This window comes from Pseudomonas sp. GW821-FHT09C08, from assembly GCF_059418125.1.
The window spans coordinates 36,192-61,140 of the sequence record NZ_JBWKPG010000003.1 but is presented as its reverse complement, the minus strand read 5'-3'; the positions used below and the strand labels follow the sequence as shown (position 1 = coordinate 61,140).

At 61.3% G+C, this 24,949-nt stretch carries 26 protein-coding genes; 14 read left to right on the top strand and 12 right to left on the bottom strand.

Translation table 11 applies throughout. The features are described from left to right. Positions 1-30: 30 nt before the first annotated feature. Complete coding sequence (locus AC07OJ_RS11310) at positions 31-678, bottom strand: hypothetical protein (protein WP_065902777.1); 648 nt, start codon at positions 676-678, stop codon at positions 31-33. A gap of 367 nt (positions 679-1,045) precedes the next feature. On the opposite strand from AC07OJ_RS11310, the gene coxB reads away from it, so the two are divergent. The 4 genes from coxB (at position 1,046) to AC07OJ_RS11290 (ending at position 5,440) form a co-directional block, all read left to right on the top strand. Next, positions 1,046-2,173: a cytochrome c oxidase subunit II gene (gene coxB / locus AC07OJ_RS11305; RefSeq protein WP_106805541.1), complete on the top strand. Its 1,128-nt coding sequence runs from the start codon at positions 1,046-1,048 to the stop codon at positions 2,171-2,173. A 58-nt stretch (positions 2,174-2,231) separates the two neighbouring features. After that, positions 2,232-3,821 (top strand): cytochrome c oxidase subunit I, encoded by a 1,590-nt coding sequence (gene ctaD / locus AC07OJ_RS11300; protein ID WP_065902781.1) that lies wholly within the window; start codon positions 2,232-2,234, stop codon positions 3,819-3,821. A 144-nt stretch (positions 3,822-3,965) separates the two neighbouring features. After that, positions 3,966-4,517 (top strand): cytochrome c oxidase assembly protein, encoded by a 552-nt coding sequence (locus AC07OJ_RS11295; RefSeq protein WP_120447327.1) that lies wholly within the window; start codon positions 3,966-3,968, stop codon positions 4,515-4,517. Between the two features lie 35 nt (positions 4,518-4,552). Next, positions 4,553-5,440 carry a cytochrome c oxidase subunit 3 gene (locus tag AC07OJ_RS11290; RefSeq protein WP_065902785.1) on the top strand — a complete coding sequence of 296 codons (888 nt, stop codon included), beginning with the start codon at positions 4,553-4,555 and terminating at the stop codon, positions 5,438-5,440. A gap of 6 nt (positions 5,441-5,446) precedes the next feature. Here the strand turns inward: AC07OJ_RS11290 and AC07OJ_RS11285 are convergent, their stop codons facing one another. Further along, positions 5,447-5,650, bottom strand: coding sequence for a twin transmembrane helix small protein (locus tag AC07OJ_RS11285; protein WP_065902787.1), 204 nt, complete (start codon positions 5,648-5,650; stop codon positions 5,447-5,449). A 28-nt stretch (positions 5,651-5,678) separates the two neighbouring features. Here AC07OJ_RS11285 and AC07OJ_RS11280 point away from each other — a divergent pair, with 28 nt between their 5' ends. The 5 genes from AC07OJ_RS11280 to AC07OJ_RS11260 are packed head-to-tail and all read left to right on the top strand — an operon-like array spanning position 5,679 to position 9,602. After that, a complete protein-coding gene (locus AC07OJ_RS11280) occupies positions 5,679-6,443 on the top strand; it encodes an SURF1 family protein (RefSeq protein WP_495094550.1) in 765 nt (254 codons plus the stop codon). Continuing rightward, complete coding sequence (locus tag AC07OJ_RS11275; protein WP_065902789.1) at positions 6,409-6,993, top strand: PA_0111/PP_0108 family redox-active disulfide protein; 585 nt, start codon at positions 6,409-6,411, stop codon at positions 6,991-6,993. The genes AC07OJ_RS11280 and AC07OJ_RS11275 overlap by 35 nt, the downstream gene beginning before the upstream one ends. Before the next feature lie 10 nt (positions 6,994-7,003). Further along, entirely contained in the window at positions 7,004-8,083 is a 1,080-nt protein-coding gene (locus tag AC07OJ_RS11270) for a COX15/CtaA family protein (protein ID WP_065902791.1), read from the top strand. Next, positions 8,071-8,970, top strand: coding sequence for a heme o synthase (gene cyoE / locus AC07OJ_RS11265; RefSeq protein WP_213551935.1), 900 nt, complete (start codon positions 8,071-8,073; stop codon positions 8,968-8,970). The genes AC07OJ_RS11270 and cyoE overlap by 13 nt, the downstream gene beginning before the upstream one ends. Continuing rightward, positions 8,967-9,602 carry an SCO family protein gene (locus tag AC07OJ_RS11260; protein WP_065902795.1) on the top strand — a complete coding sequence of 212 codons (636 nt, stop codon included), beginning with the start codon at positions 8,967-8,969 and terminating at the stop codon, positions 9,600-9,602. The genes cyoE and AC07OJ_RS11260 overlap by 4 nt, the downstream gene beginning before the upstream one ends. Positions 9,603-9,776: 174 nt before the next feature. Here AC07OJ_RS11260 and AC07OJ_RS11255 read toward each other — a convergent pair whose 3' ends face one another. Genes AC07OJ_RS11255 through AC07OJ_RS11245 form a run of 3 tightly spaced genes read right to left on the bottom strand, consistent with a single transcriptional unit; the run spans position 9,777 to position 12,283 of the window. Next, positions 9,777-10,550, bottom strand: a complete 774-nt coding sequence (locus tag AC07OJ_RS11255; RefSeq protein WP_065902797.1) for a MetQ/NlpA family ABC transporter substrate-binding protein — start codon at positions 10,548-10,550, stop codon at positions 9,777-9,779. 51 nt (positions 10,551-10,601) lie between these two features. Continuing rightward, positions 10,602-11,276 (bottom strand): methionine ABC transporter permease, encoded by a 675-nt coding sequence (locus AC07OJ_RS11250; RefSeq protein WP_065902799.1) that lies wholly within the window; start codon positions 11,274-11,276, stop codon positions 10,602-10,604. Next, positions 11,276-12,283 carry a methionine ABC transporter ATP-binding protein gene (locus tag AC07OJ_RS11245; RefSeq protein WP_106805536.1) on the bottom strand — a complete coding sequence of 336 codons (1,008 nt, stop codon included), beginning with the start codon at positions 12,281-12,283 and terminating at the stop codon, positions 11,276-11,278. The genes AC07OJ_RS11250 and AC07OJ_RS11245 overlap by 1 nt, the downstream gene beginning before the upstream one ends. 244 nt (positions 12,284-12,527) lie before the next feature. Here AC07OJ_RS11245 and katE point away from each other — a divergent pair, with 244 nt between their 5' ends. Further along, on the top strand, positions 12,528-14,690 hold the full coding sequence (gene katE, locus AC07OJ_RS11240; RefSeq protein ID WP_495094549.1) for a catalase HPII: 2,163 nt from the start codon (positions 12,528-12,530) through the stop codon (positions 14,688-14,690). A gap of 101 nt (positions 14,691-14,791) precedes the next feature. Here the strand turns inward: katE and AC07OJ_RS11235 are convergent, their stop codons facing one another. From AC07OJ_RS11235 to AC07OJ_RS11220, 4 genes are read right to left on the bottom strand one after another with little or no spacing between them, the layout of a single operon-like run. Then, the gene (locus AC07OJ_RS11235) at positions 14,792-15,511 is read right to left on the bottom strand and encodes a PA5502 family lipoprotein (RefSeq protein ID WP_065902805.1); all 720 of its coding nucleotides are present in this window, start codon (positions 15,509-15,511) and stop codon (positions 14,792-14,794) included. A gap of 37 nt (positions 15,512-15,548) precedes the next feature. After that, a complete protein-coding gene (gene znuB / locus AC07OJ_RS11230) occupies positions 15,549-16,337 on the bottom strand; it encodes a zinc ABC transporter permease subunit ZnuB (RefSeq protein WP_065902807.1) in 789 nt (262 codons plus the stop codon). Beyond that, positions 16,330-17,115, bottom strand: coding sequence for a zinc ABC transporter ATP-binding protein ZnuC (gene znuC, locus AC07OJ_RS11225; RefSeq protein ID WP_495094548.1), 786 nt, complete (start codon positions 17,113-17,115; stop codon positions 16,330-16,332). The genes znuB and znuC overlap by 8 nt, the downstream gene beginning before the upstream one ends. After that, positions 17,115-17,597 carry a Fur family transcriptional regulator gene (locus tag AC07OJ_RS11220; protein WP_065902812.1) on the bottom strand — a complete coding sequence of 161 codons (483 nt, stop codon included), beginning with the start codon at positions 17,595-17,597 and terminating at the stop codon, positions 17,115-17,117. The genes znuC and AC07OJ_RS11220 overlap by 1 nt, the downstream gene beginning before the upstream one ends. 58 nt (positions 17,598-17,655) lie before the next feature. Between AC07OJ_RS11220 and AC07OJ_RS11215 the strand changes: the two genes are divergently transcribed. Beyond that, entirely contained in the window at positions 17,656-18,585 is a 930-nt protein-coding gene (locus AC07OJ_RS11215; RefSeq protein WP_495094547.1) for a zinc ABC transporter substrate-binding protein, read from the top strand. Between the two features lie 58 nt (positions 18,586-18,643). On the opposite strand, the gene AC07OJ_RS11210 is transcribed toward AC07OJ_RS11215, so the two are convergent. Both AC07OJ_RS11210 and AC07OJ_RS11205 read right to left on the bottom strand, forming a co-directional pair. Further along, positions 18,644-19,597, bottom strand: a complete 954-nt coding sequence (locus tag AC07OJ_RS11210; protein WP_495094546.1) for a homoserine kinase — start codon at positions 19,595-19,597, stop codon at positions 18,644-18,646. A gap of 56 nt (positions 19,598-19,653) precedes the next feature. Further along, positions 19,654-19,944, bottom strand: coding sequence for a DUF2782 domain-containing protein (locus tag AC07OJ_RS11205; RefSeq protein ID WP_065902818.1), 291 nt, complete (start codon positions 19,942-19,944; stop codon positions 19,654-19,656). A gap of 74 nt (positions 19,945-20,018) precedes the next feature. Between AC07OJ_RS11205 and polA the strand changes: the two genes are divergently transcribed. Then, positions 20,019-22,814: a DNA polymerase I gene (gene polA / locus AC07OJ_RS11200; protein ID WP_495094545.1), complete on the top strand. Its 2,796-nt coding sequence runs from the start codon at positions 20,019-20,021 to the stop codon at positions 22,812-22,814. Between the two features lie 269 nt (positions 22,815-23,083). On the opposite strand, the gene yihA is transcribed toward polA, so the two are convergent. Next, positions 23,084-23,725, bottom strand: coding sequence for a ribosome biogenesis GTP-binding protein YihA/YsxC (yihA, locus tag AC07OJ_RS11195; RefSeq protein ID WP_010207832.1), 642 nt, complete (start codon positions 23,723-23,725; stop codon positions 23,084-23,086). Between the two features lie 192 nt (positions 23,726-23,917). Between yihA and AC07OJ_RS11190 the strand changes: the two genes are divergently transcribed. Continuing rightward, entirely contained in the window at positions 23,918-24,220 is a 303-nt protein-coding gene (locus AC07OJ_RS11190; RefSeq protein ID WP_065902820.1) for a c-type cytochrome, read from the top strand. Between the two features lie 33 nt (positions 24,221-24,253). Further along, the gene (locus tag AC07OJ_RS11185) at positions 24,254-24,895 is read left to right on the top strand and encodes a c-type cytochrome (protein WP_065902821.1); all 642 of its coding nucleotides are present in this window, start codon (positions 24,254-24,256) and stop codon (positions 24,893-24,895) included. Positions 24,896-24,949: the final 54 nt, after the last annotated feature.

Below are 24,949 nucleotides of genomic sequence, written 5' to 3'. Positions count from 1 at the left end.
GCCACATTTGTTCTGCGTCAGGCTAAAGCGTTACGCCGGCTGCTCCAGCGCCAACTCAACCCCCAACTGGCGCGACAGGCACGGCCAGCGCTTCCATGCAGCTTCTGTGTTGGGGCTCTTGAGGGTTTCGCGATAGGCCTCGACTGACTCCAGCGCAAAGCTCTCCTCGTTGAGCATTTCATCTACCGCCAGGTGCACGGCCTCATCCAGCTGGTTGGCGAATTCTTCGCCGATCAGCTGGTGGGCAATCAGGTTGGCTACGGTGGTGTCGGCCGGAATCAACGGCTGGCCGAAATGCTTGATATACAGATCGTTGACTTCTTCCACCAGGCGATGGGCCAGGTAGGCCTCGTCGAGCAAGCCGTCCAGGCCTTCGTGACCGGCCAGGATCGCCGGCGGTTGCAGGAAGAAATGCTCGGCGATTTTCAGCACCGGCTTGATCTGGCTTTCGATACCGGCTTCGCGGGCCACGTCGTTGGCGGCTTCCAGCAGGTCCGGGACCAGCTCAATGTAGGCGGTGACAAAGCGGGTCATGACAATCTTGCGATCACCGTCAGCCAGGGAAATGGCCGAATGCAGGTGCGGCAATTGTTTTTCCAGTTGCTGGGCAAGCTGGCCAGTGCTGGCTTCGTGTTGATGGGCACGGGAAATCTGCTCGCGCAATGCGGCGGTGTTCATGAAAGCTCCAGTGAAACAGGCGTAGGAAAAGGGAGAGGATAAGGTAGCTCGTTTATACGAGCGCCTAAGACGCATTTGTCATAATTATTTCATGGTTATGCGCGTGCGTTATATCGAATTGCCATCGTTCGTCGGATAAACGATTCCGCCCCCGGTTTTATTGGCTTCGACCAGTCATTTTTGCTCATTTGCCCCTACACATTGCGGGGTTGCAGAGCCTGTCTATACTCGGATTTGTACGCGATTAGCTGATGACGCCAGACTGCATGAGCAGGCAAGGCTAAGCGGTTGTAAGCAGTATGGAAGCCGCTCCCTTCGACGCAGGTGCAAACCGGCGGGATAACAAGAACGATAAGGGGAACCCGCAATGATGCGACATCCACACGTTTGGATGGGCCTCCTGTTGTGGTCGGTATTCGGCCAGGCGCACGCCGCCTGGACAACGAATATGGCGCCAGGGGCGACTGAAGTCAGTCACGCTGTGTTTGACCTGCACATGACCATTTTCTGGATCTGTGTGGTGATCGGCATTGTTGTGTTTGGCGCGATGTTCTGGTCGATGATCGTTCACCGCCGGTCCACGGGCCAGGTCGCGGCCAAATTCCACGAGAGCACCACCGTGGAAATTCTCTGGACCGTGGTGCCCTTGCTGATTCTGATCGCGATGGCCATTCCGGCGACCAAGACCCTGATCAATATCTACGACAGCAGTGAATCGGACATCGATATCCAGGTCACCGGCTATCAGTGGAAGTGGCATTACAAATACCTGGGCCAGGACGTGGAGTTCTTCAGCAACCTGGCCACGCCCGCCGAGCAGATCCATAACCAGGCGGTCAAGGGCGAGCATTACCTGTTGGAGGTCGACCAGCCACTGGTGCTGCCGGTGGGCGCCAAGGTGCGTTTCCTGGTGACCGCCGCCGACGTGATCCACTCCTGGTGGGTGCCGGCCTTTGCGGTCAAGCGTGACGCCATCCCCGGTTTCGTCAACGAGGCCTGGACCCGTATCGAGAAGCCCGGCATCTACCGCGGCCAGTGCGCCGAGTTGTGCGGCAAGGATCACGGCTTCATGCCCATCGTGGTCGAGGTCAAGTCCAAGGCGGACTACGACACCTGGCTCGGCGAGCGCAAGGAAGAGGCGGCCAAGCTCAAGGAACTGACTTCCAAGGAGTGGACGCTGGAAGAGCTGGTGGCGCGCGGCGACAAGGTCTACCACACCACCTGCGTGGCCTGTCACCAGGCCGAAGGCCAGGGCCTGCCACCGATGTTCCCGGCGCTCAAGGGCTCGCCGATTGCCACCGGGCCCAAGGAAGATCACCTGCACCGCGTTTACTTCGGCAAGCCCGGCACCGCCATGGCGGCGTTCGGCAAGCAGCTCTCGGAAGTGGATATCGCCGCGGTGGTGACCTACGAGCGCAATGCCTGGGGCAACAACAAAGGCGACATGGTCACGCCTAAAGACGTGCTGGCCATCAAGCAGGCGGAAAGCAAATGACCTCCTTCATTGCGTATGCCCCGAACCGCCCCGCCCACTCGCTTGCAGGAGAACGGCCATGAGCACTGTGATCGATGACCATGGCCACGCCAGTGACCATGCCCACGGCCCCGCCAAGGGTTTGATGCGCTGGGTGCTGACGACCAACCACAAGGACATCGGCACGATGTACCTGTGGTTCGCCTTCACCATGTTCCTGCTCGGCGGTTCGTTCGCCATGGTGATCCGCGCCGAGTTGTTCCAGCCCGGCCTGCAGATCGTCGAGCCGGCGTTCTTCAACCAGATGACCACCATGCACGGCCTGATCATGGTGTTCGGCGCGGTGATGCCAGCGTTCGTCGGCCTGGCCAACTGGATGATTCCGCTGATGATCGGCGCGCCGGACATGGCCCTGCCGCGCATGAACAACTTCAGTTTCTGGCTGTTGCCGGCGGCGTTCCTGTTGCTCGTGTCGACCCTGTTCACTCCGGGTGGCGGGCCGAACTTCGGCTGGACCTTCTACGCGCCCCTCTCCACCACCTACGCGCCGGAAAGCGTGACCTTCTTCATCTTCGCGATTCACTTGATGGGTATCAGTTCGATCATGGGCGCGATCAACGTGGTCGCCACCATCCTCAACCTGCGCGCCCCCGGCATGACCCTGATGAAGATGCCGTTGTTCGTCTGGACGTGGCTGATCACTGCGTTCCTGCTGATCGCGGTGATGCCGGTGCTGGCCGGTTGCGTGACCATGATGCTGATGGACATCCACTTCGGCACCAGCTTCTTCAGTGCCGCCGGCGGTGGCGACCCCGTGCTGTTCCAGCATGTGTTCTGGTTCTTCGGCCACCCCGAGGTGTACATCATGATCCTGCCGGCCTTTGGTGCCGTCAGTTCGATCATCCCGACGTTCTCGCGCAAGCCGCTGTTCGGCTATACGTCGATGGTGTACGCCACGGCGAGCATCGCGTTCCTGTCGTTCATCGTGTGGGCGCACCACATGTTCGTGGTCGGCATTCCGCTGGTGGGCGAGTTGTTCTTCATGTACGCCACGCTGCTGATTGCGGTGCCGACGGGGGTGAAGGTATTCAACTGGGTCAGCACCATGTGGCAAGGCTCGCTGACCTTCGAGACGCCGATGCTGTTTGCCGTGGCCTTCGTGATCCTGTTCACCATCGGCGGCTTTTCCGGGCTGATGCTGGCGATTGCCCCGGCGGACTTCCAATACCACGACACCTATTTCGTGGTGGCGCACTTCCATTACGTGCTGGTGCCCGGTGCGATCTTCGGCATCTTCGCCTCGGCCTACTACTGGCTGCCGAAATGGACCGGCCACATGTACGACGAAACCCTCGGCAAGCTGCACTTCTGGCTGTCCTTCATCGGCATGAACATGGCGTTTTTCCCGATGCACTTCGTCGGGCTGGCTGGCATGCCGCGCCGTGTGCCGGACTACAACCTGCAGTTCGCCGACTTCAACATGGTCTCCTCGATCGGCGCCTTCATGTTTGGCGCGACGCAGATCTTCTTCCTGTTCATCGTGATCAAGTGCATCCGTGGTGGCCCGCCCGCGCCGGCCAAGCCCTGGGATGGCGCGGAAGGCCTGGAGTGGAGCATCCCCTCGCCAGCGCCCTACCACACCTTTACTACTCCGCCGGAGGTCAAGTGAACAGCTTGGCGCAGGCTGCCAGGGTCTCCTGTGGGAGCTGGCTTGCCTGCGATGAGGGCCTGACAGTTGATGGATTGGGCGACTGGTACATCGCTATCGCAGGCAAGTCAGCCCCTACAGAAAAGCCAAGAGCGGGTGATCGTCATGCTTGAGTCGATCCCCACCAAGCGCCTGGTCACCCGCCTGCTGATCTTGGTGGTGGCGATGTTCGGCTTCGGCTTTGCGCTGGTGCCGATCTACGACGTGATGTGCAAGGCATTCGGTATCAACGGCAAGACCGCCGGGCAGTACGAGGGCGAGCAGGTCGTCGACGCCACGCGGCAGGTGCGGGTGCAGTTCCTGTCGACCAATGCCATCGACATGGTCTGGGAATTTCATTCCAAGGCCGATGAGGTGGTGGTCAATCCGGGTGCCGTCACCGAAATGCTGTTCGTGGCCTACAACCCTACCGACAAAGCCATGACCGCCCAGGCTGTACCGAGCATTTCCCCGGCCGAAGCGGCGATGTACTTCCACAAGACCGAATGCTTTTGCTTCACCCAGCAAGTGCTGCAGCCAGGCCAGCGCATCGAAATGCCGGTGCGTTTCATTGTCGACCGCGACATGCCCAAGGATGTGAAGCATTTGACCCTGGCGTACACGCTGTTTGATATCACTGCGCGCCAACCGCCGGTGGCTGTCCATAGCGGCGGCTAGCTACTGTTTGCCCGCTCAATCAGGAGAGCGAATACATGTCGACTCATGATACGTACTACGTACCAGCGCAAAGCAAATGGCCAATAATTGCTACCCTGGGCATGCTCATCACGGTGTACGGCCTGGCTGTGTGGTTCAACGACCTGAAGGCGGCGCGCCCGGAGTCCCACGGCCCGTGGATCTTCTTTGTCGGTGGCCTGCTGCTGGCCTACATGTTGTTCGGCTGGTTCGGCGCGGTGATCAAGGAAAGTCGCGCCGGTTTGTACAGCCCGCAGATGGACCGCTCGTTTCGATGGGGCATGACCTGGTTCATCTTTTCCGAGGTGATGTTCTTTGTCGCGTTCTTCGGGGCGCTGTTTTACGTGCGGCACATGTCCGGCCCCTGGTTGGGCGGCGAAGGGCACAAGGGCATCGCGCACATGCTGTGGCCGAACTTCGAGTTCACCTGGCCGCTGCTCAACAACCCTGACCCGAAAATGTACCCCGCACCGGAGGGCACCATCAGCCCGTGGGGCCTGCCGCTGGTCAACACGATCTTGCTGGTCAGCTCCAGCGTGACCATCACCCTGGCCCACCATGCCTTGCGCAAAGGCCATCGCGGCGCGCTGAAAATCTGGCTGGCGCTCACGGTGCTGCTGGGTTGGGCGTTCCTGGGCTTCCAGGCCGAGGAGTACATGCATGCCTACAAAGAGCTCGGTCTGACACTCGGTTCGGGTGTGTACGGCGCGACGTTCTTCATGCTCACCGGCTTTCACGGTGCCCACGTGACCATCGGCACGATCATTCTGTTTGTGATGCTCATGCGCATCCTGCGCGGGCATTTCAATGCCGAGCACCAGTTTGGTTTCGAGGCCGCCAGTTGGTACTGGCACTTTGTGGATGTGGTGTGGATCGGGCTGTTTTTCTTCGTCTACGTGCTGTAGCGCGCCTTACCACGGTGCATGCGATACCAGCTGGCCGCTGAAAAAGCCCCAGGCGATCAGCCCCACGGTGATCGCGGCCAGCACCACACGCACAGTCAAGGCAGTGACGAGGCGGTTGGAGTTGCCCTCGTCCTTGACCAGAAAGAACAAGCCACTGAACAGGCTCACGACAGTCGCGATCAGCATCAGGGCAATGACGGCTTTGAGCATGGTCTGGCTCCAATGGGATGGGCGGGCAATGAAAACAAGTATAGCCAGCGCCATGAAACGCTTTCGCCCAGGGCTCGCACCGACATTGGTGGTGCTGGTGTTGCTGCCGTTGATGGTGGGCCTGGGGTTCTGGCAACTGTCTCGGGGGCATGAAAAACAGCTGCTGGTGGACAGTTATGCCGAGCGGCGGGTGGCCGATCCCGTCAGCAGCACACAACTGAGCGAGATGGCTGATCCGGCTTTCCGCCGGGTCCGTCTGCGCGGGCAATTCGACGCCGAGCACAGCGTGTTGCTGGACAACCGCATGCGCGATGGCAAGGCTGGCGTAGAGCTGCTGCAACCTTTCCACGACCAGGCCAGCGGCCTGTGGTTATTGCTCAATCGTGGCTGGCTGCCCTGGCCCGACCGGCGCACCCCGCCGGTGTTCACCACGCCTGAACAGCCGGTGAATCTCGATGCCTGGGTGTACGTCGCACCGGGTGAAACCTTCCAGTTGCACGCCGACCCGACGAGCGCGCAATGGCCGCGCTTGCTGACCGCCCTGCACCCCGACGCGCTGTGGGCTGAGCTTGGGCGTAGCGGTTTTGCCTACGAGCTGCGCGCCGAAGCTGGCCCTGGTACGTACGAAATCACCTGGCCCATCGTAGCCATGGGCCCGGAAAAGCACCTGGCCTACGCGGTGCAGTGGTTCGCCATGGCATTGGCGCTGCTGGCCCTTTACCTCTACCTCGGATGGCACAACACAAAGGAGAAGCACCATGGGAGCGGCCATGAATCCACTCAACATGTCTGAACCGCTCAATCGGCGTAAAGGCCGCTGGCAGCTGATCCTGATCCTGATGATGGTGATCGGCCCGATGGCGCTGGCCACCTTCATGTACAAGCTGCAGTTCTGGGTGCCGGACAACCGCAGTTACCACGGCGAACTGATCGGCAACGGCCAGACCCGCGCCGATATCGGCGTGCAGGCGGATGAAGAGCGTTGGCAACTGCTGGTCACGGCGCCCACGGCCTGCGCCGCCGATTGCCAGCAACTGGTGTACCTGGCGCGCCAGCTGCAAATCAGCCTCGGCCGGGATGCATCGCGCGCCAGCCACGCCTTGGCCAGCGCGCAGCCGGTGAGCACCGACTACGAGGCCAAGCTCAAGGCTGAATATCCACAACTGCAGCGCTACTCGCTGGACCTGTCGACCTTCACCAAGGACGCCGCCGCGCCGGGCGATGCGCAACTGTGGATCGTCGACCCGCACGGCAACCTGGTGCTGCGCTACGACGCCAAGGTCAAGGGCAAGGACTTGCTCAACGACCTGCGCCATCTGCTGAAACTGTCGAATATCGGATAAGGGCATCGTCATGGCCAAGCCTGGATTTCGCCTCGCGTTGTTTGCCACTCTGCTGGCGCTGATTGTGGTGCTGCTCGGCGCGTATACGCGCCTGACCCACGCCGGTCTCGGTTGCCCGGACTGGCCGGGTTGCTACGGCTTTATCAGCGTGCCCAAGACCGAGGCCCAACTGGCGCATGCCGAGCTGCATTTCCCGGACACGCCGGTGGAGGCGGACAAGGGCTGGGCCGAGATGACCCATCGCTACTTCGCCGGCACCTTGGGCCTGCTGATCGTGCTGCTGGCGGCGCGTTCGTGGAGTCATCGACGTGATCCGGGCCAGCCGGTGAAGCTGCCGTTATTTGTATTGGCGGTGGTGTTCGCGCAGGCGGCCTTTGGCATGTGGACGGTGACGTTGAAGCTGTGGCCGCAGGTGGTCACGGGGCATTTGCTGGGCGGTTTCGCGACCTTGAGCCTGTTGTTCCTGCTGACGCTGCGCCTGTCGGGAGTGCTGCCCGCGTTGATCGTGCCCAAGCGCCTGCAATATTGGGCGACGGCTGGCCTGGTGCTGGTGATCGGCCAGATCGCCCTGGGCGGCTGGGTCAGTTCCAACTACGCGGCGGTGGCCTGTATCGATTTGCCTACCTGCCACGGCCAGTGGTGGCCGGCGGCGGACTTCGCCAATGGTTTCCACCTGACCCAGCACATCGGCCCCAATTATCTCGGCGGCCAGCTCGACAGCGATGCGCGAACCGCCATCCATCTCACCCATCGCATCGGCGCGGTGTTGGTCACCCTGGTGTTGCTGGGGCTGGCCTGGCAGCTGCGCGCGGTGGGCATGACGCGGCTCGCGGGCCTATTGTTGATTGCCCTGGCGGCGCAGATCGGCCTGGGCCTGAGCAATGTGTATTTCCATCTGCCGCTGCCGGTAGCCGTCGGCCATAACGCCGGGGGCGCGGCGTTGCTGTTGACCTTGGTGCTGGTCAATTACCACGCGCGTACCAGCCTGGTACGGGTGCGCAACCAGCTGCCGTTCGGCTGGCGGTTTATCCCGCGCAAACAGGTGTCAGGCCTGATCACCCTTAAAGGAGAGATGCCATGGCGACCTTGATCGGCGCGCGTCACGGCCAGGCGATCTGGCGTGACTACCTGGAGCTGACCAAGCCGAAAGTGGTGGTGTTGATGCTTATCACCTCGCTGGTGGGGATGTTCCTCGCTACCCGCGCCGGCGTGCCGTGGGCGGTGCTGGTCTTCGGCAACCTGGGCATTGCCCTGTGTGCCGGCGGCGCGGCGGCGGTCAACCATGTAGTGGATCGGCGCATTGATGCGGTGATGGCGCGCACGCACAAACGGCCGATGGCCGAAGGGCGGGTATCGCCGGTGGCGGCGCTGGCTTTTGCAGGCTTTCTGGCGGTTGCGGGCCTGGCCTTGCTGCTGGCGTTCACCAACCCGCTGGCCGCCTGGCTGACGCTGGCTTCCCTGCTCGGCTATGCGGTGATCTACACCGGCTTTCTCAAGCGCGCGACGCCGCAGAATATCGTCATCGGCGGTTTGGCGGGGGCCGCGCCGCCGTTGCTGGGTTGGGTCGCCGTCACCGGCCATATCAGCGCCGAACCCCTCCTGCTGGTGTTGATCATCTTCGCCTGGACCCCGCCGCATTTCTGGGCCCTGGCCATCCACCGCAAGGAGGAATATGCCAAGGCCGATATTCCGATGCTGCCGGTCACCCACGGCGAGCACTACACCAAGGTGCATATCCTGCTCTACACCTTCGTCCTGCTGGCGGTGAGCCTGATGCCCTACGTCATCCACATGAGCGGCCTGCTGTACCTGGCCTGTGCATTGGTTTTGGGCGGACGCTTTCTGCAATGGGCCTGGGTGCTGTACCGTGGCGCTCAGCCGCACGCGGCGATCAACACGTTCAAGTACTCTATCGCGTACTTGTTCCTTCTGTTTATCGCCCTGCTCGTAGACCACTACTTACTGTTGAACCTATGACTCGAACTCAAAAAACCGTGTTTATCCTGGTGGCCATCGTCGCGTTGATCATGGGCCTGACCGTCAACAAAGTGCTCTCGGGCAAAGGCCAGGGCGACCCGACCGCACTGATCGATGCCGGCATCATCCTGCTGCCGCAGAGCCGTCAGCTGCCGCCGGTGAGCATGACCAACCAGGACGGCCAGCCGGTGGTGGTCAATGAGTTGAAGGGCAAGTGGAGCCTGCTGTTCTTCGGCTACACCTTCTGTCCGGACATCTGCCCTACCACCCTCGCCCAGCTGCGCCAGATCAAGAGCGAGCTGCCCAAGGAGGCGGTGGATAAGCTGCAGGTGATCCTGGTCAGCGTCGACCCGAACCGCGATACCCCGGCCCAGCTCAAGCAGTACCTGGGTTACTTCGATCCGCAGTTCGAAGGCCTGACCGGCGCGAATGTGGACGATGTGCAGAAGGTCTCGAATGCCGTGAGCATCCCGTTTATCCCGGCCGATACCAGCAAGCCCAACTACACCGTCGACCACAGCGGCAACCTCGCGCTGATCGGTCCTGACGGCACACAGCGTGGATTCATCCGCGCACCGTTGAACAACCAGAAGCTGGTGGCGCAATTGCCGGGATTGTTGAAGCGTCCATAAGTCCGGCGCCTCTACCCCACGGCCTTGTGGGAGCCCTGATCTACGGGCAACCCAAAACAAATGTGGGAGCGGGCTTGCCCGCGAAAGCATCGGTACAGTCACTGATAAGTCGACTGACACTGCACTTTCGCGAGCAAGCCCGCTCCCACATTTTTTGCTCTTCGGTGCTTCGAATCAGAACGCCGGCAGGATCGCGCCTTTGTACTTCTCGAGGATGAAGGCTTTCACTTCAGGCGTGTGCAGGGCTGCAACCAGCTTCTTCACGGCGTCCGAGTCTTTGTTGTCTTCGCGGGTCACCAGGATGTTCACGTAAGGCGAGTCATTGCCTTCGATCACCAGCGCATCCTTGGACGGATCCAGCTTGGCTTCCAGCGCGTAGTTGGTGTTGATCAGCGCCAGGTCGACCTGGGTCAGCACGCGCGGCAGGGTGGCGGCTTCCAGTTCGCGGAATTTCAGGTTTTTCGGGTTGGCGGTGATGTCCTTGATGGTCGACAGGATGTTGGTCGGGTCCTTCAGGGTGATCAGGTTGTGCTTGGCCAGCAGCAACAGCGCACGGCCACCATTGGTGGCGTCGTTCGGGATCACGACGTTGGCGCCGCTTGGCAGGTCTTCCAGCTTCTTGTACTTGCTCGAGTAGGCGCCCAGGGGCTCCAGGTGCACCGCGCCGACGCTCACCAGGTGAGTGCCCTTGGCCTTGTTGAACTCATCCAGGTACGGCTGGTGTTGGAAGAAGTTGGCATCCAGGCGCTTCTCGGCCACCTGTACGTTGGGCTGCACGTAGTCGGTGAAGACTTTGACCTGCAGGTCCACGCCTTCTTTGGCGAGGGCAGGCTTCACGAATTCGAGGATTTCCGCGTGCGGCACCGGCGACGCGGCGACCGTGATGGTCTCGGCGGCGTGGGCGGAAAACGCGGCAACGGCGGCGAAAGCAACCAGTAGTTTTTTCATCCAACAAGCTCCTTGTTCGGACATCTGCCGGCAGTTGGCCGGCAATGGCCGTTATTTTCGAGAAAAGTGCACCACCAGCTTGTCGCCGACGGTTTGCAGAATTTGCACCAGCACCAACAGCATCACCACGGTGACCACCATCACATCGGTCTGGAAACGCTGGTAACCGAAGCGGATCGCCAGGTCGCCCAGGCCGCCGGCACCGACTACGCCGGCCATCGCCGTGTAGGAAACCAGTGTAATCGCCGTCACCGTGATCGCCGCGAAAATACCCGGGCGGGCTTCAGGCAACAGGGCGTTGGTGATGATCTGGCGGGTGCTGGCGCCCATGGACTGAGTGGCTTCGATGATGCCGCGGTCCACTTCACGCAAGGCGGTTTCCACCAGGCGCGCAAAGAACGGCGTCGCGCCCACCACCAATGGCGGAATGGCGCCGGCCACGCCCAGCGAAGTCCCGGTGATCAGCACGGTGAACGGGATCATCACGATCAGCAGGATGATGAACGGCAGCGAACGCAGAATGTTCACGATCAGCGACAGCAGTGCGTACAGTCCTTTCTGCTCGAACAGTTGGCGCGGACTGGTCAGGAACAACAGCACGCCCAGCGGCAGGCCCAGCACGACGGTAAAGAACAGCGAACCGAACAGCATGGTCATGGTGTCGCCGGTGGCCAGCCAGATTTCGGACCAGTCGATATTGGCGAAGAAACTCAACAGGACTTCCATTAGCGCAGGACCTCCATGTGGACGTCAGCGGCGGTGAAGCGCGCAAACGCGGCTTCCATATCGCCACCCGTGACGGCGAGAGTCAGTTGCCCGTAGGGGATGTCTTTGATGCGGTCGATACGCCCGGCGAGGATGCTGTAGTCCACACCCGTTTCGCGGGCGACGGTACCCAGCAGCGGCGCGTAGGTCGCTTCGCCCTGGAAGGTCAGGCGCACGATGCGCCCTGGCACGTGAGCGAAGTCATCACGCTGCTCGCCTTCGTCGACCTGCTCGGACTCCTGCACGAAACGCTTGGTGGTCGGGTGCTTGGGGTGCAGGAACACATCGGCGACCGAGCCCTGCTCGACGATCACGCCAGCGTCCATCACGGCGACCTGGTCGCATACGCGGCGGATCACATCCATTTCGTGGGTGATCAGCACGATGGTCAGCTTCAGTTCGCGGTTGATCTCGGCCAGCAATTGCAGCACCGAGGCGGTGGTTTGCGGGTCGAGGGCGCTGGTGGCTTCGTCGCACAGCAGGATCTTGGGTTTGGTCGCCAGGGCGCGGGCGATGCCGACGCGTTGCTTCTGGCCGCCGGACAACTGCGCCGGGTACTTCTTGGCGTGATCCGACAGGCCGACGCGGGCGAGGAGTTCGGCCACGCGCTGGTCGATTTCCTTGCGCGACAATTCGCCGGCCAGGGTCAGCGGCAGCGCCACGTTGTCGGCAACGGTCTTGGACGCCAGCAGGTTGAAGTGCTGGAAAATCATCCCGACCTGCTGACGGAAACGGCGCAGGCCGTTGGCGTCCAGTGCAGTGACTTCTTCACCGTCGACATTGATCTGACCGCCGCTGGGCTGTTCCAGGCGATTGATCAGACGCAGCAAAGTACTTTTTCCCGCACCCGAGTGACCAATCAGGCCAAACACCTGGCCGTTTTCGACGCGCAGGCTGGTGGGGTGCAGGGCGGGGATTTCCTTACCGGCGACGCGGTAGGTTTTATGGACGTTATGAAACTCGATCACGTAGCGAACCTTGTGGGGCGCATGGAAAAGGGATCAGCGGTTAGCCGGGCGCGCATTTTAGCCTGTCCGTATAGCGTTTCTTAGCATTTATTTCGCATTCAACCAGTGATTTGGCAATAACGCGATCAAAGGTCATAAAAAAGGAACGGTACAAAACCGTGTCAGTCACTACTTAAGCAACTCGATTTCCCAGGTGCCGTGCCTGGGGTTTTGCTCAAACGAGCCGGGGACCGCTCTGGCCACTTTGAATAAGGAGTTTTGTCTGATGAGTACCAAGAAGCCAGCCACCCCGCCGAAGAGTGAACTTGCCGGCACCGATACCCTGGACCGTGGCAACACCAACGCCAAGCTGCAGGCCCTGGAGGAATTCCGCTCCGATGCGACCGGCCAGGCCCTGCGTACCAACCAAGGCGTGAAGATTTCCGACAACCAGAACACCCTGAAAGTCGGCTCCCGTGGCCCGTCGCTGCTGGAAGACTTCATCATGCGTGAAAAAATCACGCACTTTGACCATGAACGCATCCCGGAGCGCATCGTGCATGCCCGCGGTACTGGCGCGCATGGTTATTTCCAGACCTATGAAAACCATTCGGCGCTGAGCAAGGCCGGCTTCCTGCGTAACCCCGAGCATAAAACCCCGGTGTTTGTGCGCTTCTCCACCGTGCAGGGCCCGCGTGGTTCCGGCGATACGGTGCGCGACGTGCGCGGTTTTGCAGTGAAGTTCTTCACCGACGAAGGCAACTTCGACCTGGTGGGCAACAACATGCCGGTCTTTTTCATTCAGGACGCGATCAAGTTTCCCGACTTCGTCCACGCGGTAAAACCTGAGCCGCACAATGAAATTCCTACCGGCGGCTCGGCCCACGATACGTTCTGGGACTTCGTCTCTCTGCAGCCGGAATCGGCGCATATGGTGCTGTGGGCAATGTCCGACCGCGCCATTCCGAAAAGCCTGCGCGCAATGCAGGGGTTCGGCATTCACACCTTCCGGCTGATCAACACCGAAGGTAAGTCGAGTTTCGTGAAATTCCACTGGCATCCAAAAGTCGGCACTTGCTCCCTGGTGTGGGACGAAGCGCAAAAGCTTGCCGGTAAAGATACCGATTACCACCGTCGCGACCTCTGGGAAGCGATTGAAAGCGGCGACTACCCTGAGTGGGAATTGGGCGTGCAGATCGTCGCCGAGGAGGATGAGCACAAGTTCGACTTCGACCTGCTCGATCCGACCAAGATCATCCCCGAAGAGCTGGTGCCGATTACGCCGTTGGGCAAGATGGTGCTTAACCGCAACCCCGACAACTTCTTCGCCGAAGTCGAGCAGGTGGCGTTCTGCCCGGGCCATATCGTGCCGGGTATCGACTTCACCAACGACCCGTTGCTGCAAGGTCGTCTGTTTTCCTACACGGATACGCAGATCAGCCGTCTCGGTGGCCCGAACTTTCATGAGTTGCCGATCAATCGGCCGGTGGTGCCTTTCCACAACGGTCAGCGCGACGCCCAGCACCGCACGGTGATCGACAAGGGGCGCGCGGCCTACGAGCCCAACTCCATTGACGGCGGTTGGCCGAAGGAAACCCCTCCTGCCGCCCAGGATGGTGGGTTCGAGACCTATTACGAGCGCGTCGATGCCAACAAAGTGCGTGAGCGCAGTGAGTCGTTCGGCGATCACTTCTCCCAGGCCACGCTGTTTTTCCACAGCATGAGCCACCACGAGAAAGAGCACATCATTGCGGCCTACAGCTTCGAATTGGGCAAGGTTGAGCGCGAGTTTATCCGTGCCCGTCAGGTGAACGAGATCCTGGCCAACATCGATCTGGAACTGGCCAGGCGCGTTGCGCAGAACCTGGGCTTGCCGGCGCCGACCAAAGGCACCGTGCCGCCACGCAAGTCGTCGTTGAAGGAGTCGCCGGCGTTGAGCCAGGTGAACCTGCTGTCGGGCGATATCAAGACGCGCAAAGTCGCGATTCTGGCCGCCAACGGCGTGGATGGCGTGGCGATTGCCGCGTTGAAGAAGGCGTTGGAAGCCGAGGGTGCCCACGCCAAGTTGCTGGGGCCGACCTCGGCGCCGGTGACAACCGCCGATGGCAAGAGCTTGAAGGTCGATGCGTCGATGGAAGGCATGCCGTCCATCGCGTTTGACGCGGTATTTGTGCCAGGGGGGGCCAAGTCGGTGCAGGCATTGAGCGGCGACGGTGTGGCGTTGCACTTCCTGTTGGAGGCGTACAAGCACCTGAAGGCGATCACGGTCGCCAATGACGCCAAGCCATTGCTGGATCTGCTGAAACTGGAGGTGGATGCGGGCTTGATCGTGGGGTCGGATGCGAAAGCGTTCAAGGCCTTCTTTGCGGCGATTGCGCAGCACCGGGTTTGGGATCGCGAGCCGAAGGCCAAGGCGATTCCGGCTTAAATTCTTGGTAGGCCGTTAGACTGCCATCGCAGGCAAGCCAGCTCCCACATTTTGAATTGTGAATACATTCAAATGTGGGGTCTGGCTTGCCTGCGATGCTTTTATTGCGCCTTGCGCGGAATCAGCACAACCTGCGCCGGAATATTCTTCAGAATCTGCCGGTGGATCTTCAGGTCATACCCCGAATCAATTCGCTTCACCCGTTTGGTCAGCAACGTGGCCAACCACGGGTAATCCTGCGTGCGCGGCGCCTGGATGCTCACGTCGCACTGGTAATTCACCACGTCGGTAGCGATGGCATCGAGTTGATGGCGCAGCGCTTCAATGTCGGTGAGGTTCAACGCGACGGTGGTGCTTTGCGCGGCCGGGTCGATGACCTTGGCGGCAGGCTTGGCTTCGGCGGCCTTGAGGGCGGCCTCGGCTTTGTCCAGCTCGGCTTTGCGCGCATGGGTGATGGCGCTGTTGACGCCGCCGGTCAGGGCCGGCGCCTTGGGCATCAGCGCACGGGCACGGCTCAAGGCAGTGGCGGCGGCGTTGACGTCACCTTTTTGCAGCACGATCTGGCTGCGCTGCAGGTAGGCCTCGGCCAGCTGACGTTGGTAAGTCTCCAGGGCCGGGTCGTTGGGCGACTGGGCCTGCAACGCGGCCAATTGGTCTTCGGCGGTGGCCAGCTCACTGCTGGCCAGGTTTTGCTCCAGCTGTGCGATGGCCGCAGCGCGCGCGTCCGGGGCCTCTGGGGCGGCGGGCGGTGTGCTTTGACAGGCGCCCAGCAGCAGGGAAAATGCGGCAAGGAGCAGATAACGGGAGGTGAACAGCTTCATTCCTGCGACTCTCTATTTGCGCAAAAAGCGAGCAAGTCTACACCCCTCGACGGGGCAGGACAAAACTCAGCAGAAACAGGGCGGCGGCCGTGACCACAATTGACGGCCCGGCCGGCGTGTCCTTGAACCAGGACAACGCCAGGCCCCCACACACGGCGAGCATCCCCAGCAGGCTGGCGCCGATGGCCATCTGCTCGGGTGAGCGGGCGTGGCGCTGGGCGGCGGCGGCTGGGATGATCAGCAGCGATGTGATCAACAATACGCCGACAATCTTCATCGCGACAGCAATCACCACGGCGATCAACAACATCAGCGCCATGCGCAGGGTCGGCACGGGCAGCCCTTCCACCGTGGCCAGCTCTTCATGCACGGTGATCGCCAGCAGCGGACGCCACAGGGCGACCAGCAACACCAGCACGACGGCGCTGCCGCCGAGGATCCAGGCAAGGTCGGTCGGGCTGATCGCCAGCAGATCACCGAACAGGTAGGCCATCAGGTCGATGCGCACTTCGTGCATGAAGCTGAGCACCACCAGCCCCAGCGACAGGGTGCTGGGCGCCAGGATGCCCAGCAGCGTGTCGGAGGCCAGCGGCTGGCGCTGCTGCAGGGTCACCAGCAGCACCGCCAGCAGCAGGCAGCCTACGGTCACGGCGATGGTCGGGCTCACATCCAGCAAAAAGCCCATGGCCACGCCCAGCAGCGCGGCGTGGGACAGGGTATCGCCGAAATAGGCCATGCGTCGCCAGACCACGAACGAGCCCAGCGGGCCCGCCACCAGCGCCAAAGCCAAGCCTGCCAGCAGGGCGTAGAGCAGAAAATCAGCCATGCTTGCAGCTATCTCCGTGAACGTGGGTGTGAGGTGCGGTGGGGTCGTCGACCACGGCGCCATGCCGGTCATGGGCGTGGTCGTGATGGTGGTGGTAGATCGCCAGGCTCTGGGCATTCTTGCCGAACAACTCGACGAACGCCGGGTCGCCGCTGACCTGTTCCGGGTGACCTGAGCAGCAGACGTGGCGATTCAGGCACACCACCTGGTCGGTGGTGCTCATTACCAGGTGCAGGTCGTGGGAGACCATCAGCACGCCGCAGCCATGGCGGTCGCGCAGACGGGTGATGAGGCTGTACAGCTCGGCCTGGCCGGCCACGTCGACGCCTTGCACGGGCTCATCGAGTACCAGCAGTTCCGGCTCGCGCAGCAGGGCGCGGGCCAGCAGCACGCGCTGCATCTCGCCCCCGGAGATGCTCTGCACGGGGCTGTCGATGACTTGTTCGGCGCCGACTTCCTTGAGCGCTGCCTGGGCGCGAGTGCGATCCACGCCGGGTACCAGGCGCAGAAAGCGCAGGACCGACAGCGGCAAGGTCGGGTCCACGTGCAGTTTTTGCGGCATGTAGCCGACGCGCAGCTTGGGCTTGCGCCACACGCTGCCGGTGTCGGGCTTGAGCAGGCCGAGCACGGCGCGCACCAGGGTGGTCTTGCCGGCGCCATTCGGGCCGATCAGCGTGACGATCTGTCCTGGTTCCACACTCAGCGCGATGTTATCCAGCACGTTTTGCCCGGCGAACGTGACCCCAACCTGCTCCAGGCGGATTAACGCGTTGCTCATCAAGCCCCCTGGCAGCCCGAGCAGAGACCGACCACTTCGACCGTCTGCCCTTCGACCTGGAAGCCGACGTCGGCGGAGCTCTTGATGATGGCGTCGCTGATGCTTTTTTGTTCAAGTTCGATGGCGGCGTGGCACTCGCGGCAGATCAGGAATTGGCCCTGATGCGCGTGTTCCGGGTGATTGCAGCCAACAAAGGCGTTGAGCGAGGCGATGCGGTGCACCAGGCCGTTTTCCAGCAGGAAATCCAGCGCGCGGTACACGGTAGGCGGCGCCGCGCGGCGACCGTCCTGCTCGCTGAGCACGCCAAGGATGTCGTAGGCACCCAGCGGCTTGTGGCTTTGCCACACCAGCTCCAGCACCCGGCGACGCAAGGCAGTCAGGCGCAGGCCCTTCTGTGTGCACAGGGTATCGGCCTCCGACAGCGCGGTATGCACGCAGTGAGAGTGGTCGTGGGGACGGCTGGCAAGCGGTGTTTTAGGCATGAGCGGCGACAGATATTTGATAGAGACGTTATTATGTTACCCGTTCCTACGCCATTGAGTGGTCATCGTGTCCCGACTTTTTCCCGTTTTTGTCGTATTTGTCACCAGTTTGTTCATTACCGTTACCGCTCAGGCCGAGGTCAAGGTGCTGACCAGCATCAAGCCGTTGCAGTTGATTGCCGCGGCTGTGCAGGACGGCGTGGCGATTCCGGAGGTGCTGCTGCCGCCGGGTGCCTCGCCGCATAACTATGCCTTGCGCCCATCCGACGTACGGCGCGTGCAGTCGGTGGACCTGCTCTACTGGATTGGTCCGGATATGGAGAGTTTCCTGCCCCGCGTGATTAAAGGTCGTACGGCGCCGACGGTCGCGGTCCAAGACCTGCCGGGCATGAAACTGCGCCGTTTCGCCGAAGATAGCCATTCGCACGCCGACGATGCCGACGAACATGACCACGATCACCGTCCAGGCAGCCTGGATGCCCACCTGTGGCTGTCGACGGTCAACGCACGGGTGATCGCCGCGCGCATGGCGACTGACCTCAGCGCCGCCGATCCGGAAAATGCCGCGCGTTACCAGAGCAACGTGAAGGCCTTCGACGAGCGCCTGGACGCCCTGGACGCGCGCTTGAAAGCCCGCCTGGCGCCAATCGGCAACAAGCCTTACTTCGTGTTCCACGAAGCCTTTGATTATTTCGAAGAGGCCTACGGTCTCAAGCATGCCGGCGTGTTCAGCGTGGCCGCCGAGGTTCAGCCGGGTGCCCAGCATGTGGCGGCGATGCGCACGCGCCTGCAGGAAGTGGGCAAGACGTGCGTGTTCAGTGAGCCGCCGTTGCGTCCGCGGCTGGCTGAAACGCTGGTGGCCGGCCTGCCAGTGAAGCTGGCGGAGTTGGATGCGCTGGGTGGTTACACGCCGGCTACCGCCCAGGGTTACGAGCAGGTGCTGGAGAAGTTGGGGAATGACTTGGCGGGGTGCCTGGAGTCGCTCTGACTGCTGACACCGATCTCCTGTGGGAGCTGGCTTGCTCCCACAGTGACCGAGTCGGTCTTTAAAGCGCGAACGGCAGGTGAACGGTGACCTGCTGACGCTGCTCCAGCCGGTGCTCGAACTCCGCCGGGTCATGGATCAGCACATCCTGGCCTGCGAACGACTCAGCGGCGATCAGGCGAGACAGCCAGAAGCGTACACACGCTACCCGCAGCATGGTCGGCCACAGCTCCGCTTCCTTGGCCGTGAACGGTCGCAGGCCCGCATAGGCGCCCAGCAGTGCGCGCGCGCGTTGCCCATCGATCACGCCGTCCGTGTCCGAACACCAGTCATTCAGGGCGATCGCCACGTCGTACAGCATCGGGCCCGAGCAGGCGTTGTAGAAGTCGATCAGGCCGGTCAGGTGCGTGCCTTCGAACATCGCATTGTCGCGGAACAGGTCGGCGTGAACGTTGGCGCGCGGCAGGGCAAGGATGTCGGCCTTGTGGGCTTCGATCTCGGTCAATGCCGCTTGCAGCAGCTGCTGTTGTGCGTCGTTCAAGTGCGAAATCAGCTGCGCACCTTCGCTGAGCATCCAGTCCAGCCCGCGATCGGTCTTGCGCTCCAGCACCTTCTCGCCCTGCGTCGCCAGGTGCAGGTGGCCCAGCAGGTCACCGACCTGGGCGCAGTGCTGCGCATTGGCGTCCTTGATGTGCTTGCCGGCCAGGCGCGGTTGTAACAGCGCCGGTTTGCCTTTCAGCTCGCGCAACGCGACGCCGTCGGTGGTGCGCAAGGCGTAAGGCACCGGCAGGTCGGCGTCGTGAAGCACGTCGAGCAGCTCGATGAAGAATGGCATTTCTGCGACGGGGCCGCGCTCAACCAGGGTCAGGACGAATTCGCCCTGTTCCAGGCTGATAAAGAAATTGGTGTTTTCGCTACCAGCGGCAATCCCCTGGAAGTCAAGCAGGCGGCCGAGCCCGTAAGGGGCGAGAAAGGTTTCCAGCTCGGGCCGAGCCAGGGGGGTGAACACAGACATGGTTAAAACTGCCAGTACGGGCGCCGCAGTGCGCGGCGCCAATTTAAGTTAAGAAATCATTTCCATTCGAAGATCTTCCATGACGGGATCAGCATATCCGGCTGGTCAGAGCGGATGAAGTTCGCGTCGGTTCCGTCCGCGCGTACCAGGAAGTACGGTGGTGCCCCCTTTACGGTCACCTTGATTGCGTACAGGAAACCGTTTTGGCGGTACTCCTGGATAGTCCGGTCGCCTTCCGTGCGAATGGTAACGTCCGGATCCCCCGAAGGGGCGCTGTCTGCCGCCATGGCAGCCATCGGAGCGAGTGCAATCAAGCCAGTCAACAGCAGGCGATTGAATGTACGCATGATAACCTTGTCCCTTTGTCGTCATTGGTCCGGCTATTCTAGCGCCTGACCCGCCGAAAAGGTTGATCCTGCTCATGAGCCAAGCCCCCCTCGTCCTGGTGGACGGTTCTTCTTATCTGTACCGCGCCTTCCACGCGCTGCCACCGCTGACCACCTCCAAAGGCCTGCCGACCGGTGCGGTCAAGGGCGTGTTGAACATGCTCAAAAGCCTGCGCAAGCAGTACCCGGACAGCCCGTTCGCGGTGGTGTTCGACGCCAAGGGTGGGACCTTTCGCGATGAGATGTACGCCGAATACAAGGCCAACCGCCCGAGCATGCCCGATGACATGCGCCTGCAAATCGAGCCTCTGCACCAGAGCGTGATCGCGCTGGGCTTCCCGTTGCTGTGCGTCGAAGGCGTCGAGGCCGATGACGTGATCGGCACGTTGGCCCGCAGCAGCGCGGCCGCCAGCCGCCCGGTGGTGATTTCTACCGGTGACAAGGACATGGCCCAGCTGGTGGACGGGCACATTACCTTGGTCAACACCATGACCGGTAGTTCGATGGACATCGAGGGCGTAAAGGAGAAATTCGGCGTCGCTCCGGAGCAGATCATCGACTATCTGGCGTTGATGGGCGATTCGTCCGACAACATTCCGGGCGTCCCGGGCATTGGTCCGAAGACCGCTTCCGGCCTGTTGGTCGGCGTGAATGGCGGCCTCAAAGAGCTGTATGAGCAGCTGGATATCGTGCCGACCCTGCCGATCCGTGGCGCCAAGACGTTGCCGGCCAAGCTCGAGGAGCACCGCGAGATGGCGTTCCTGTCCTATCAACTGGCAACGATCAAGGTCGATGTGCCGCTGGACGTGGGCCTGGATGATTTGCACCTGATCGAGCCGGATCGCGAAAAACTGCTGGAGTTGTACACCCTGCTGGAGTTCAAGAGCTGGATCGACGAGATTCAGCGCGATGCCAAGCGCGTGGAGCTCAAGGCTTCCGCCGACGTGGTGCCTGCCGCCGCTGATCTTCTCGAAGCGATGCCTGCGGCGCCCGTCGAAACGAACTACACCACGATCCTCGACCAGGCGACCTTCGACACCTGGCTGAAGAAGCTCAATGCTGCAAAATTGTTCGCGTTCGACACCGAGACCACCGGGATCGATGCCCAGCAAGCGCAGCTGGTCGGGGTGTCCTTCGCTGTAGAGCCTCACGAAGCTGCCTACATCCCGCTGACGCATTCCTACATCGGTGCGCCGCAGCAGCTGGACCGCGACACCGTGTTGCTGGCGTTGAAGCCACTGCTGGAGGACCCGACCAAGCTCAAGGTCGGCCAGCACGCCAAGTTCGACATGAACATCCTGGCCAACTGCGCCATCGGCGGCGACCCCGCCCAGGGCATTACCGTGCGAGGTATTGCCTTCGACACCATGCTTGAGTCCTACGTGCTGAACTCCACTGCTACCCGGCACGACATGGACAGCCTGGCGAAGAAGTACCTGGACTACAACACCGTCAGCTTTCAGGACATCGCCGGCAAGGGCGCCAAGCAGTTGACCTTCGACCAGATCCCGCTGGAGCAGGCGGGCCCTTATGCCGCCGAAGACGCCGACGTGACGCTGCGCTTGCATCAGGCCCTGCACGCGCAACTGGCGGCCATCCCGAGCCTGGCCAGTGTGCTGACGGATATCGAAATCCCGTTGGTGCCGGTGCTGGCGCGTATCGAGCGCCAGGGCGCGCTGGTGGACAAGGATCTGCTGGGCATCCAGAGCATTGAGCTGGGCGACAAGATGGTCGAGCTGGAACGCCAGGCGTTCGAGATTGCCGGTGAGGCGTTCAACCTGGGGTCGCCCAAGCAGCTCGGCGCGATTCTCTACGAGAAACTCGGCCTGCCGGTGCTGAAGAAGACCGGCAAGGGCCAGGCGTCCACGGCTGAAGAAGTGTTGGCCAAGTTGGCCGAAGATGACTTCCTGTTGCCCAAGGTCCTGATGCAGTACCGCAGCATGAGCAAGCTGAAAAGCACCTACACCGATCGTCTGCCAGAGCAGATCAACCCGCGTACCGGGCGCATTCACACGTCTTATCATCAGGCCGTGGCCGCGACCGGGCGCTTGTCGTCCAGCGACCCGAACCTGCAGAACATCCCCGTACGCACCGCCGAAGGACGGCGGATTCGCCAGGCGTTTATCGCGCCCAAGGGCTACAAACTGCTGGCGGCGGACTATTCGCAGATCGAGCTGCGGATCATGGCGCACCTGTCCAAGGACGAGGGGCTGATGAATGCGTTCCGCAACGACCTGGACGTGCACACTGCGACGGCGGCTGAAGTGTTCAAGGTTGAATTGGCACAGGTCACGTCCAACCAGCGTCGCAGTGCCAAGGCGATCAACTTCGGCCTGATCTATGGCATGGGCGCGCAGAAGCTCGGCAAGGACATCGGCGTCGACACCAAGACCGCCAAGGCCTATATCGATGTGTACTTTGCCCGCTATCCGGGCGTGCGCGAGTACATGGAGCGCACGCGTGCCCAGGCTGCCGACCAGGGCTACGTGGAAACCTTCTTCGGTCGCCGGCTGTACCTGCCGGATATCAATTCCAACAAGCCCCAGGAGCGCGCGGCCGCCGAACGCACGGCGATCAACGCGCCGATGCAGGGCACGGCGGCAGACATCATCAAGAAGGCCATGGTGCTGGTGGACAACTGGCTGACCGAATCGGGCCTGGATGCCAAGGTCATCCTGCAGGTGCACGATGAATTGGTGCTGGAGGTGCGTGAGGACCTGGTAGCAGCCGTCAGCGAGAAGATCCGCGAGTACATGAGCGCGGCGGCGCAATTGGATGTGCCGTTGGTCGTGGACGTAGGCGTGGGCGACAACTGGGACGAGGCCCACTGATTCCGGGCCTTTGCCGCCACCCTAGGTGGTGGCAGAGTGCTTTAGTCCAGAAAACGCCGTGGCTTATTACCAATAGTTTTTTGAACGTGCCGGAACTTAACCCATGAAATGCAACTCAGAGTTACTGAATGGGTGGTGAAGCCCTTCAATGCTCCTATGTTGTGTTAAGTGTTGGCAGATATCTGGACCCCGCCCTAGCGGTCCGGAACTTGAACCCCGAACTTCCCCTCCCCATACGAAGTCCGGGGTTTTTTTTGCCCGCAGAAAAGTTATTCCGCGAGTTCCGCGCCCTTGTCAGCCAATTCCATCCAGCCCGCCAGCACGGTGTAAGCCTCTTCGAGGCCCATGCGCTTGGGCGCCGAGAACAGCTGGATGGTGATCGCATCGCCCCAACCCTTACGGATTTCGGACTGCACCTTGAGCAGCGTGTTCTTGGCTGCGCCATAGGTAAGCTTGTCGGCCTTGGTCAGCAGAATGTGCATCGGCATGCCGCTGGCGACGGCCCAATCGAGCATCAGCAAGTCGAAGTCAGTCATTGGATGACGGATGTCCATCATCAGGATCAAGCCTTTCAAACTCTCCCGGCCACCCAGGTAAGCCTCCAGGTGACGCTGCCAGTGCAGCTTCAGCGGGATAGGTACTTTTGCGTAACCGTAGCCCGGCAGGTCGACCAGACGCCGATCATCGTCTAGCTTGAAGAAATTGAGCAGCTGCGTGCGGCCCGGGGTTTTCGAGGTGCGCGCCAGGCTGGCATGGGTCAGGGTGTTCAGGGCGCTGGATTTGCCGGCGTTGGAACGACCGGCAAAGGCGACTTCAAAACCTTCGTCATCGGGGCATTGGTCAACTTTGGCGGCGCTGAGCATGAAGGTGGACTGTTGGCACAGGCCGAGGATGGGGTTCTTGAGTTGCATGAGATTTCCGATGTGGGCGGTGCCGAGAAAGGGTGCGGCAAGCGGTGTCGTTTCCGTTTCAGTAGCGCCAGTATATAATGCCGCAGATTTTGTGTGTGCTTTGTCCCAGCGAAGGATGAAGTTCACGGGAGCGAAAGACCTTCATTGCGCATTAGAACGCAAAACGCTCTCAAACCCTGAAAAGGTCGATGTATGACCAGATGGTTGCTCGCTTTCGGTGTCCTGATTCCGCTTTTCGGCGCTCAGGCTACACAGGATCCGGAAGCGGTGTACAACCGAGTTTGCGTGGCTTGCCATGCCGGCCAGCTGCCGAACGCCCCCAAGCGGGGTGACCAGGCAGCCTGGGCGCCAAGACTGGCGCAGGGCATGGACACGCTGGTGCAGCACGTAGACCAGGGTTTCAAGGCAATGCCGCCGCGTGGTTTGTGCATGGACTGCAGTACTGAGGATTACCAGGCCGTCATTGAGTTGATGGTGAGTAAACCCGGTAGATAACTCTTAAACCCTTAGCCGTAGTTGGATTAGCTGATGAACAAACTGATCGTGAGTCTGCTGTTGACCTTGGGCGTCACCGGTGTTGCCTTTGCTGCAGAGGGCCCCCTTAAAGGTGATGCCACTGCCGGCCAAGCGAAAGCTGCCGTGTGTGGTGCCTGCCATGGACCGGACGGTAACAGCCCGGCTCCGAACTTCCCCAAACTGGCCGGCCAGGGCGAACGTTACCTGACCAAGCAGATGCACGACATCAAGGATGGCAAGCGCACGGTACTGGAAATGACCGGCTTGCTGACCAACCTCAGCGATCAGGACCTGGCGGACATCGCGGCGTATTTTGCCAGCCAGAAAGGCAGTGTGGGAGCTGCCGATCCGAAATTGGTCGAAAAAGGCCAAGCATTGTTTCGCGGCGGCAAGCTCGCTGAAGACCAGCCTATCGGCGGCATGCCCGCCTGCAAGGCGTGCCACATTCCGGACGGCGGCGGCCTCGCCGCTGCAGGCTTTCCTCACCTGAGTGGCCAGCATGCTCAATACACGGCCAAGCAGCTGAAGGATTTCCGCGAAAAAGTGCGCTACATCGACGGCGATGCCGGCAACAAAATGATGACCGACATCGCGGCCAAGCTCTCGGACAAAGATATCGAAGCGCTGTCCAGCTACATTCAGGGTCTGCACTGATCAGCCTGGCAACGTTAACACTCGATTAATCCCGTGATGCAAGCATAAAAAGGG

Excerpts from the sequence above, each read along its gene's own strand:
- AC07OJ_RS11310 (WP_065902777.1), bottom strand. The coding sequence starts at position 678 with ATGAACACCGCCGCATTGCGCGAGCAGATTTCCCGTGCCCATCAACAC.
- coxB (WP_106805541.1), top strand. The coding sequence starts at position 1,046 with ATGATGCGACATCCACACGTTTGGATGGGCCTCCTGTTGTGGTCGGTA.
- ctaD (WP_065902781.1), top strand. The coding sequence starts at position 2,232 with ATGAGCACTGTGATCGATGACCATGGCCACGCCAGTGACCATGCCCAC.
- AC07OJ_RS11295 (WP_120447327.1), top strand. The coding sequence starts at position 3,966 with ATGCTTGAGTCGATCCCCACCAAGCGCCTGGTCACCCGCCTGCTGATC.
- AC07OJ_RS11290 (WP_065902785.1), top strand. The coding sequence starts at position 4,553 with ATGTCGACTCATGATACGTACTACGTACCAGCGCAAAGCAAATGGCCA.
- AC07OJ_RS11285 (WP_065902787.1), bottom strand. The coding sequence starts at position 5,650 with ATGCTCAAAGCCGTCATTGCCCTGATGCTGATCGCGACTGTCGTGAGC.
- AC07OJ_RS11280 (WP_495094550.1), top strand. The coding sequence starts at position 5,679 with ATGAAAACAAGTATAGCCAGCGCCATGAAACGCTTTCGCCCAGGGCTC.
- AC07OJ_RS11275 (WP_065902789.1), top strand. The coding sequence starts at position 6,409 with ATGGGAGCGGCCATGAATCCACTCAACATGTCTGAACCGCTCAATCGG.
- AC07OJ_RS11270 (WP_065902791.1), top strand. The coding sequence starts at position 7,004 with ATGGCCAAGCCTGGATTTCGCCTCGCGTTGTTTGCCACTCTGCTGGCG.
- cyoE (WP_213551935.1), top strand. The coding sequence starts at position 8,071 with ATGGCGACCTTGATCGGCGCGCGTCACGGCCAGGCGATCTGGCGTGAC.
- AC07OJ_RS11260 (WP_065902795.1), top strand. The coding sequence starts at position 8,967 with ATGACTCGAACTCAAAAAACCGTGTTTATCCTGGTGGCCATCGTCGCG.
- AC07OJ_RS11255 (WP_065902797.1), bottom strand. The coding sequence starts at position 10,550 with ATGAAAAAACTACTGGTTGCTTTCGCCGCCGTTGCCGCGTTTTCCGCC.
- AC07OJ_RS11250 (WP_065902799.1), bottom strand. The coding sequence starts at position 11,276 with ATGGAAGTCCTGTTGAGTTTCTTCGCCAATATCGACTGGTCCGAAATC.
- AC07OJ_RS11235 (WP_065902805.1), bottom strand. The coding sequence starts at position 15,511 with ATGAAGCTGTTCACCTCCCGTTATCTGCTCCTTGCCGCATTTTCCCTG.
- znuB (WP_065902807.1), bottom strand. The coding sequence starts at position 16,337 with ATGGCTGATTTTCTGCTCTACGCCCTGCTGGCAGGCTTGGCTTTGGCG.
- znuC (WP_495094548.1), bottom strand. The coding sequence starts at position 17,115 with ATGAGCAACGCGTTAATCCGCCTGGAGCAGGTTGGGGTCACGTTCGCC.
- AC07OJ_RS11220 (WP_065902812.1), bottom strand. The coding sequence starts at position 17,597 with ATGCCTAAAACACCGCTTGCCAGCCGTCCCCACGACCACTCTCACTGC.
- AC07OJ_RS11210 (WP_495094546.1), bottom strand. The coding sequence starts at position 19,597 with ATGTCTGTGTTCACCCCCCTGGCTCGGCCCGAGCTGGAAACCTTTCTC.
- AC07OJ_RS11205 (WP_065902818.1), bottom strand. The coding sequence starts at position 19,944 with ATGCGTACATTCAATCGCCTGCTGTTGACTGGCTTGATTGCACTCGCT.
- polA (WP_495094545.1), top strand. The coding sequence starts at position 20,019 with ATGAGCCAAGCCCCCCTCGTCCTGGTGGACGGTTCTTCTTATCTGTAC.
- yihA (WP_010207832.1), bottom strand. The coding sequence starts at position 23,725 with ATGCAACTCAAGAACCCCATCCTCGGCCTGTGCCAACAGTCCACCTTC.
- AC07OJ_RS11190 (WP_065902820.1), top strand. The coding sequence starts at position 23,918 with ATGACCAGATGGTTGCTCGCTTTCGGTGTCCTGATTCCGCTTTTCGGC.
- AC07OJ_RS11185 (WP_065902821.1), top strand. The coding sequence starts at position 24,254 with ATGAACAAACTGATCGTGAGTCTGCTGTTGACCTTGGGCGTCACCGGT.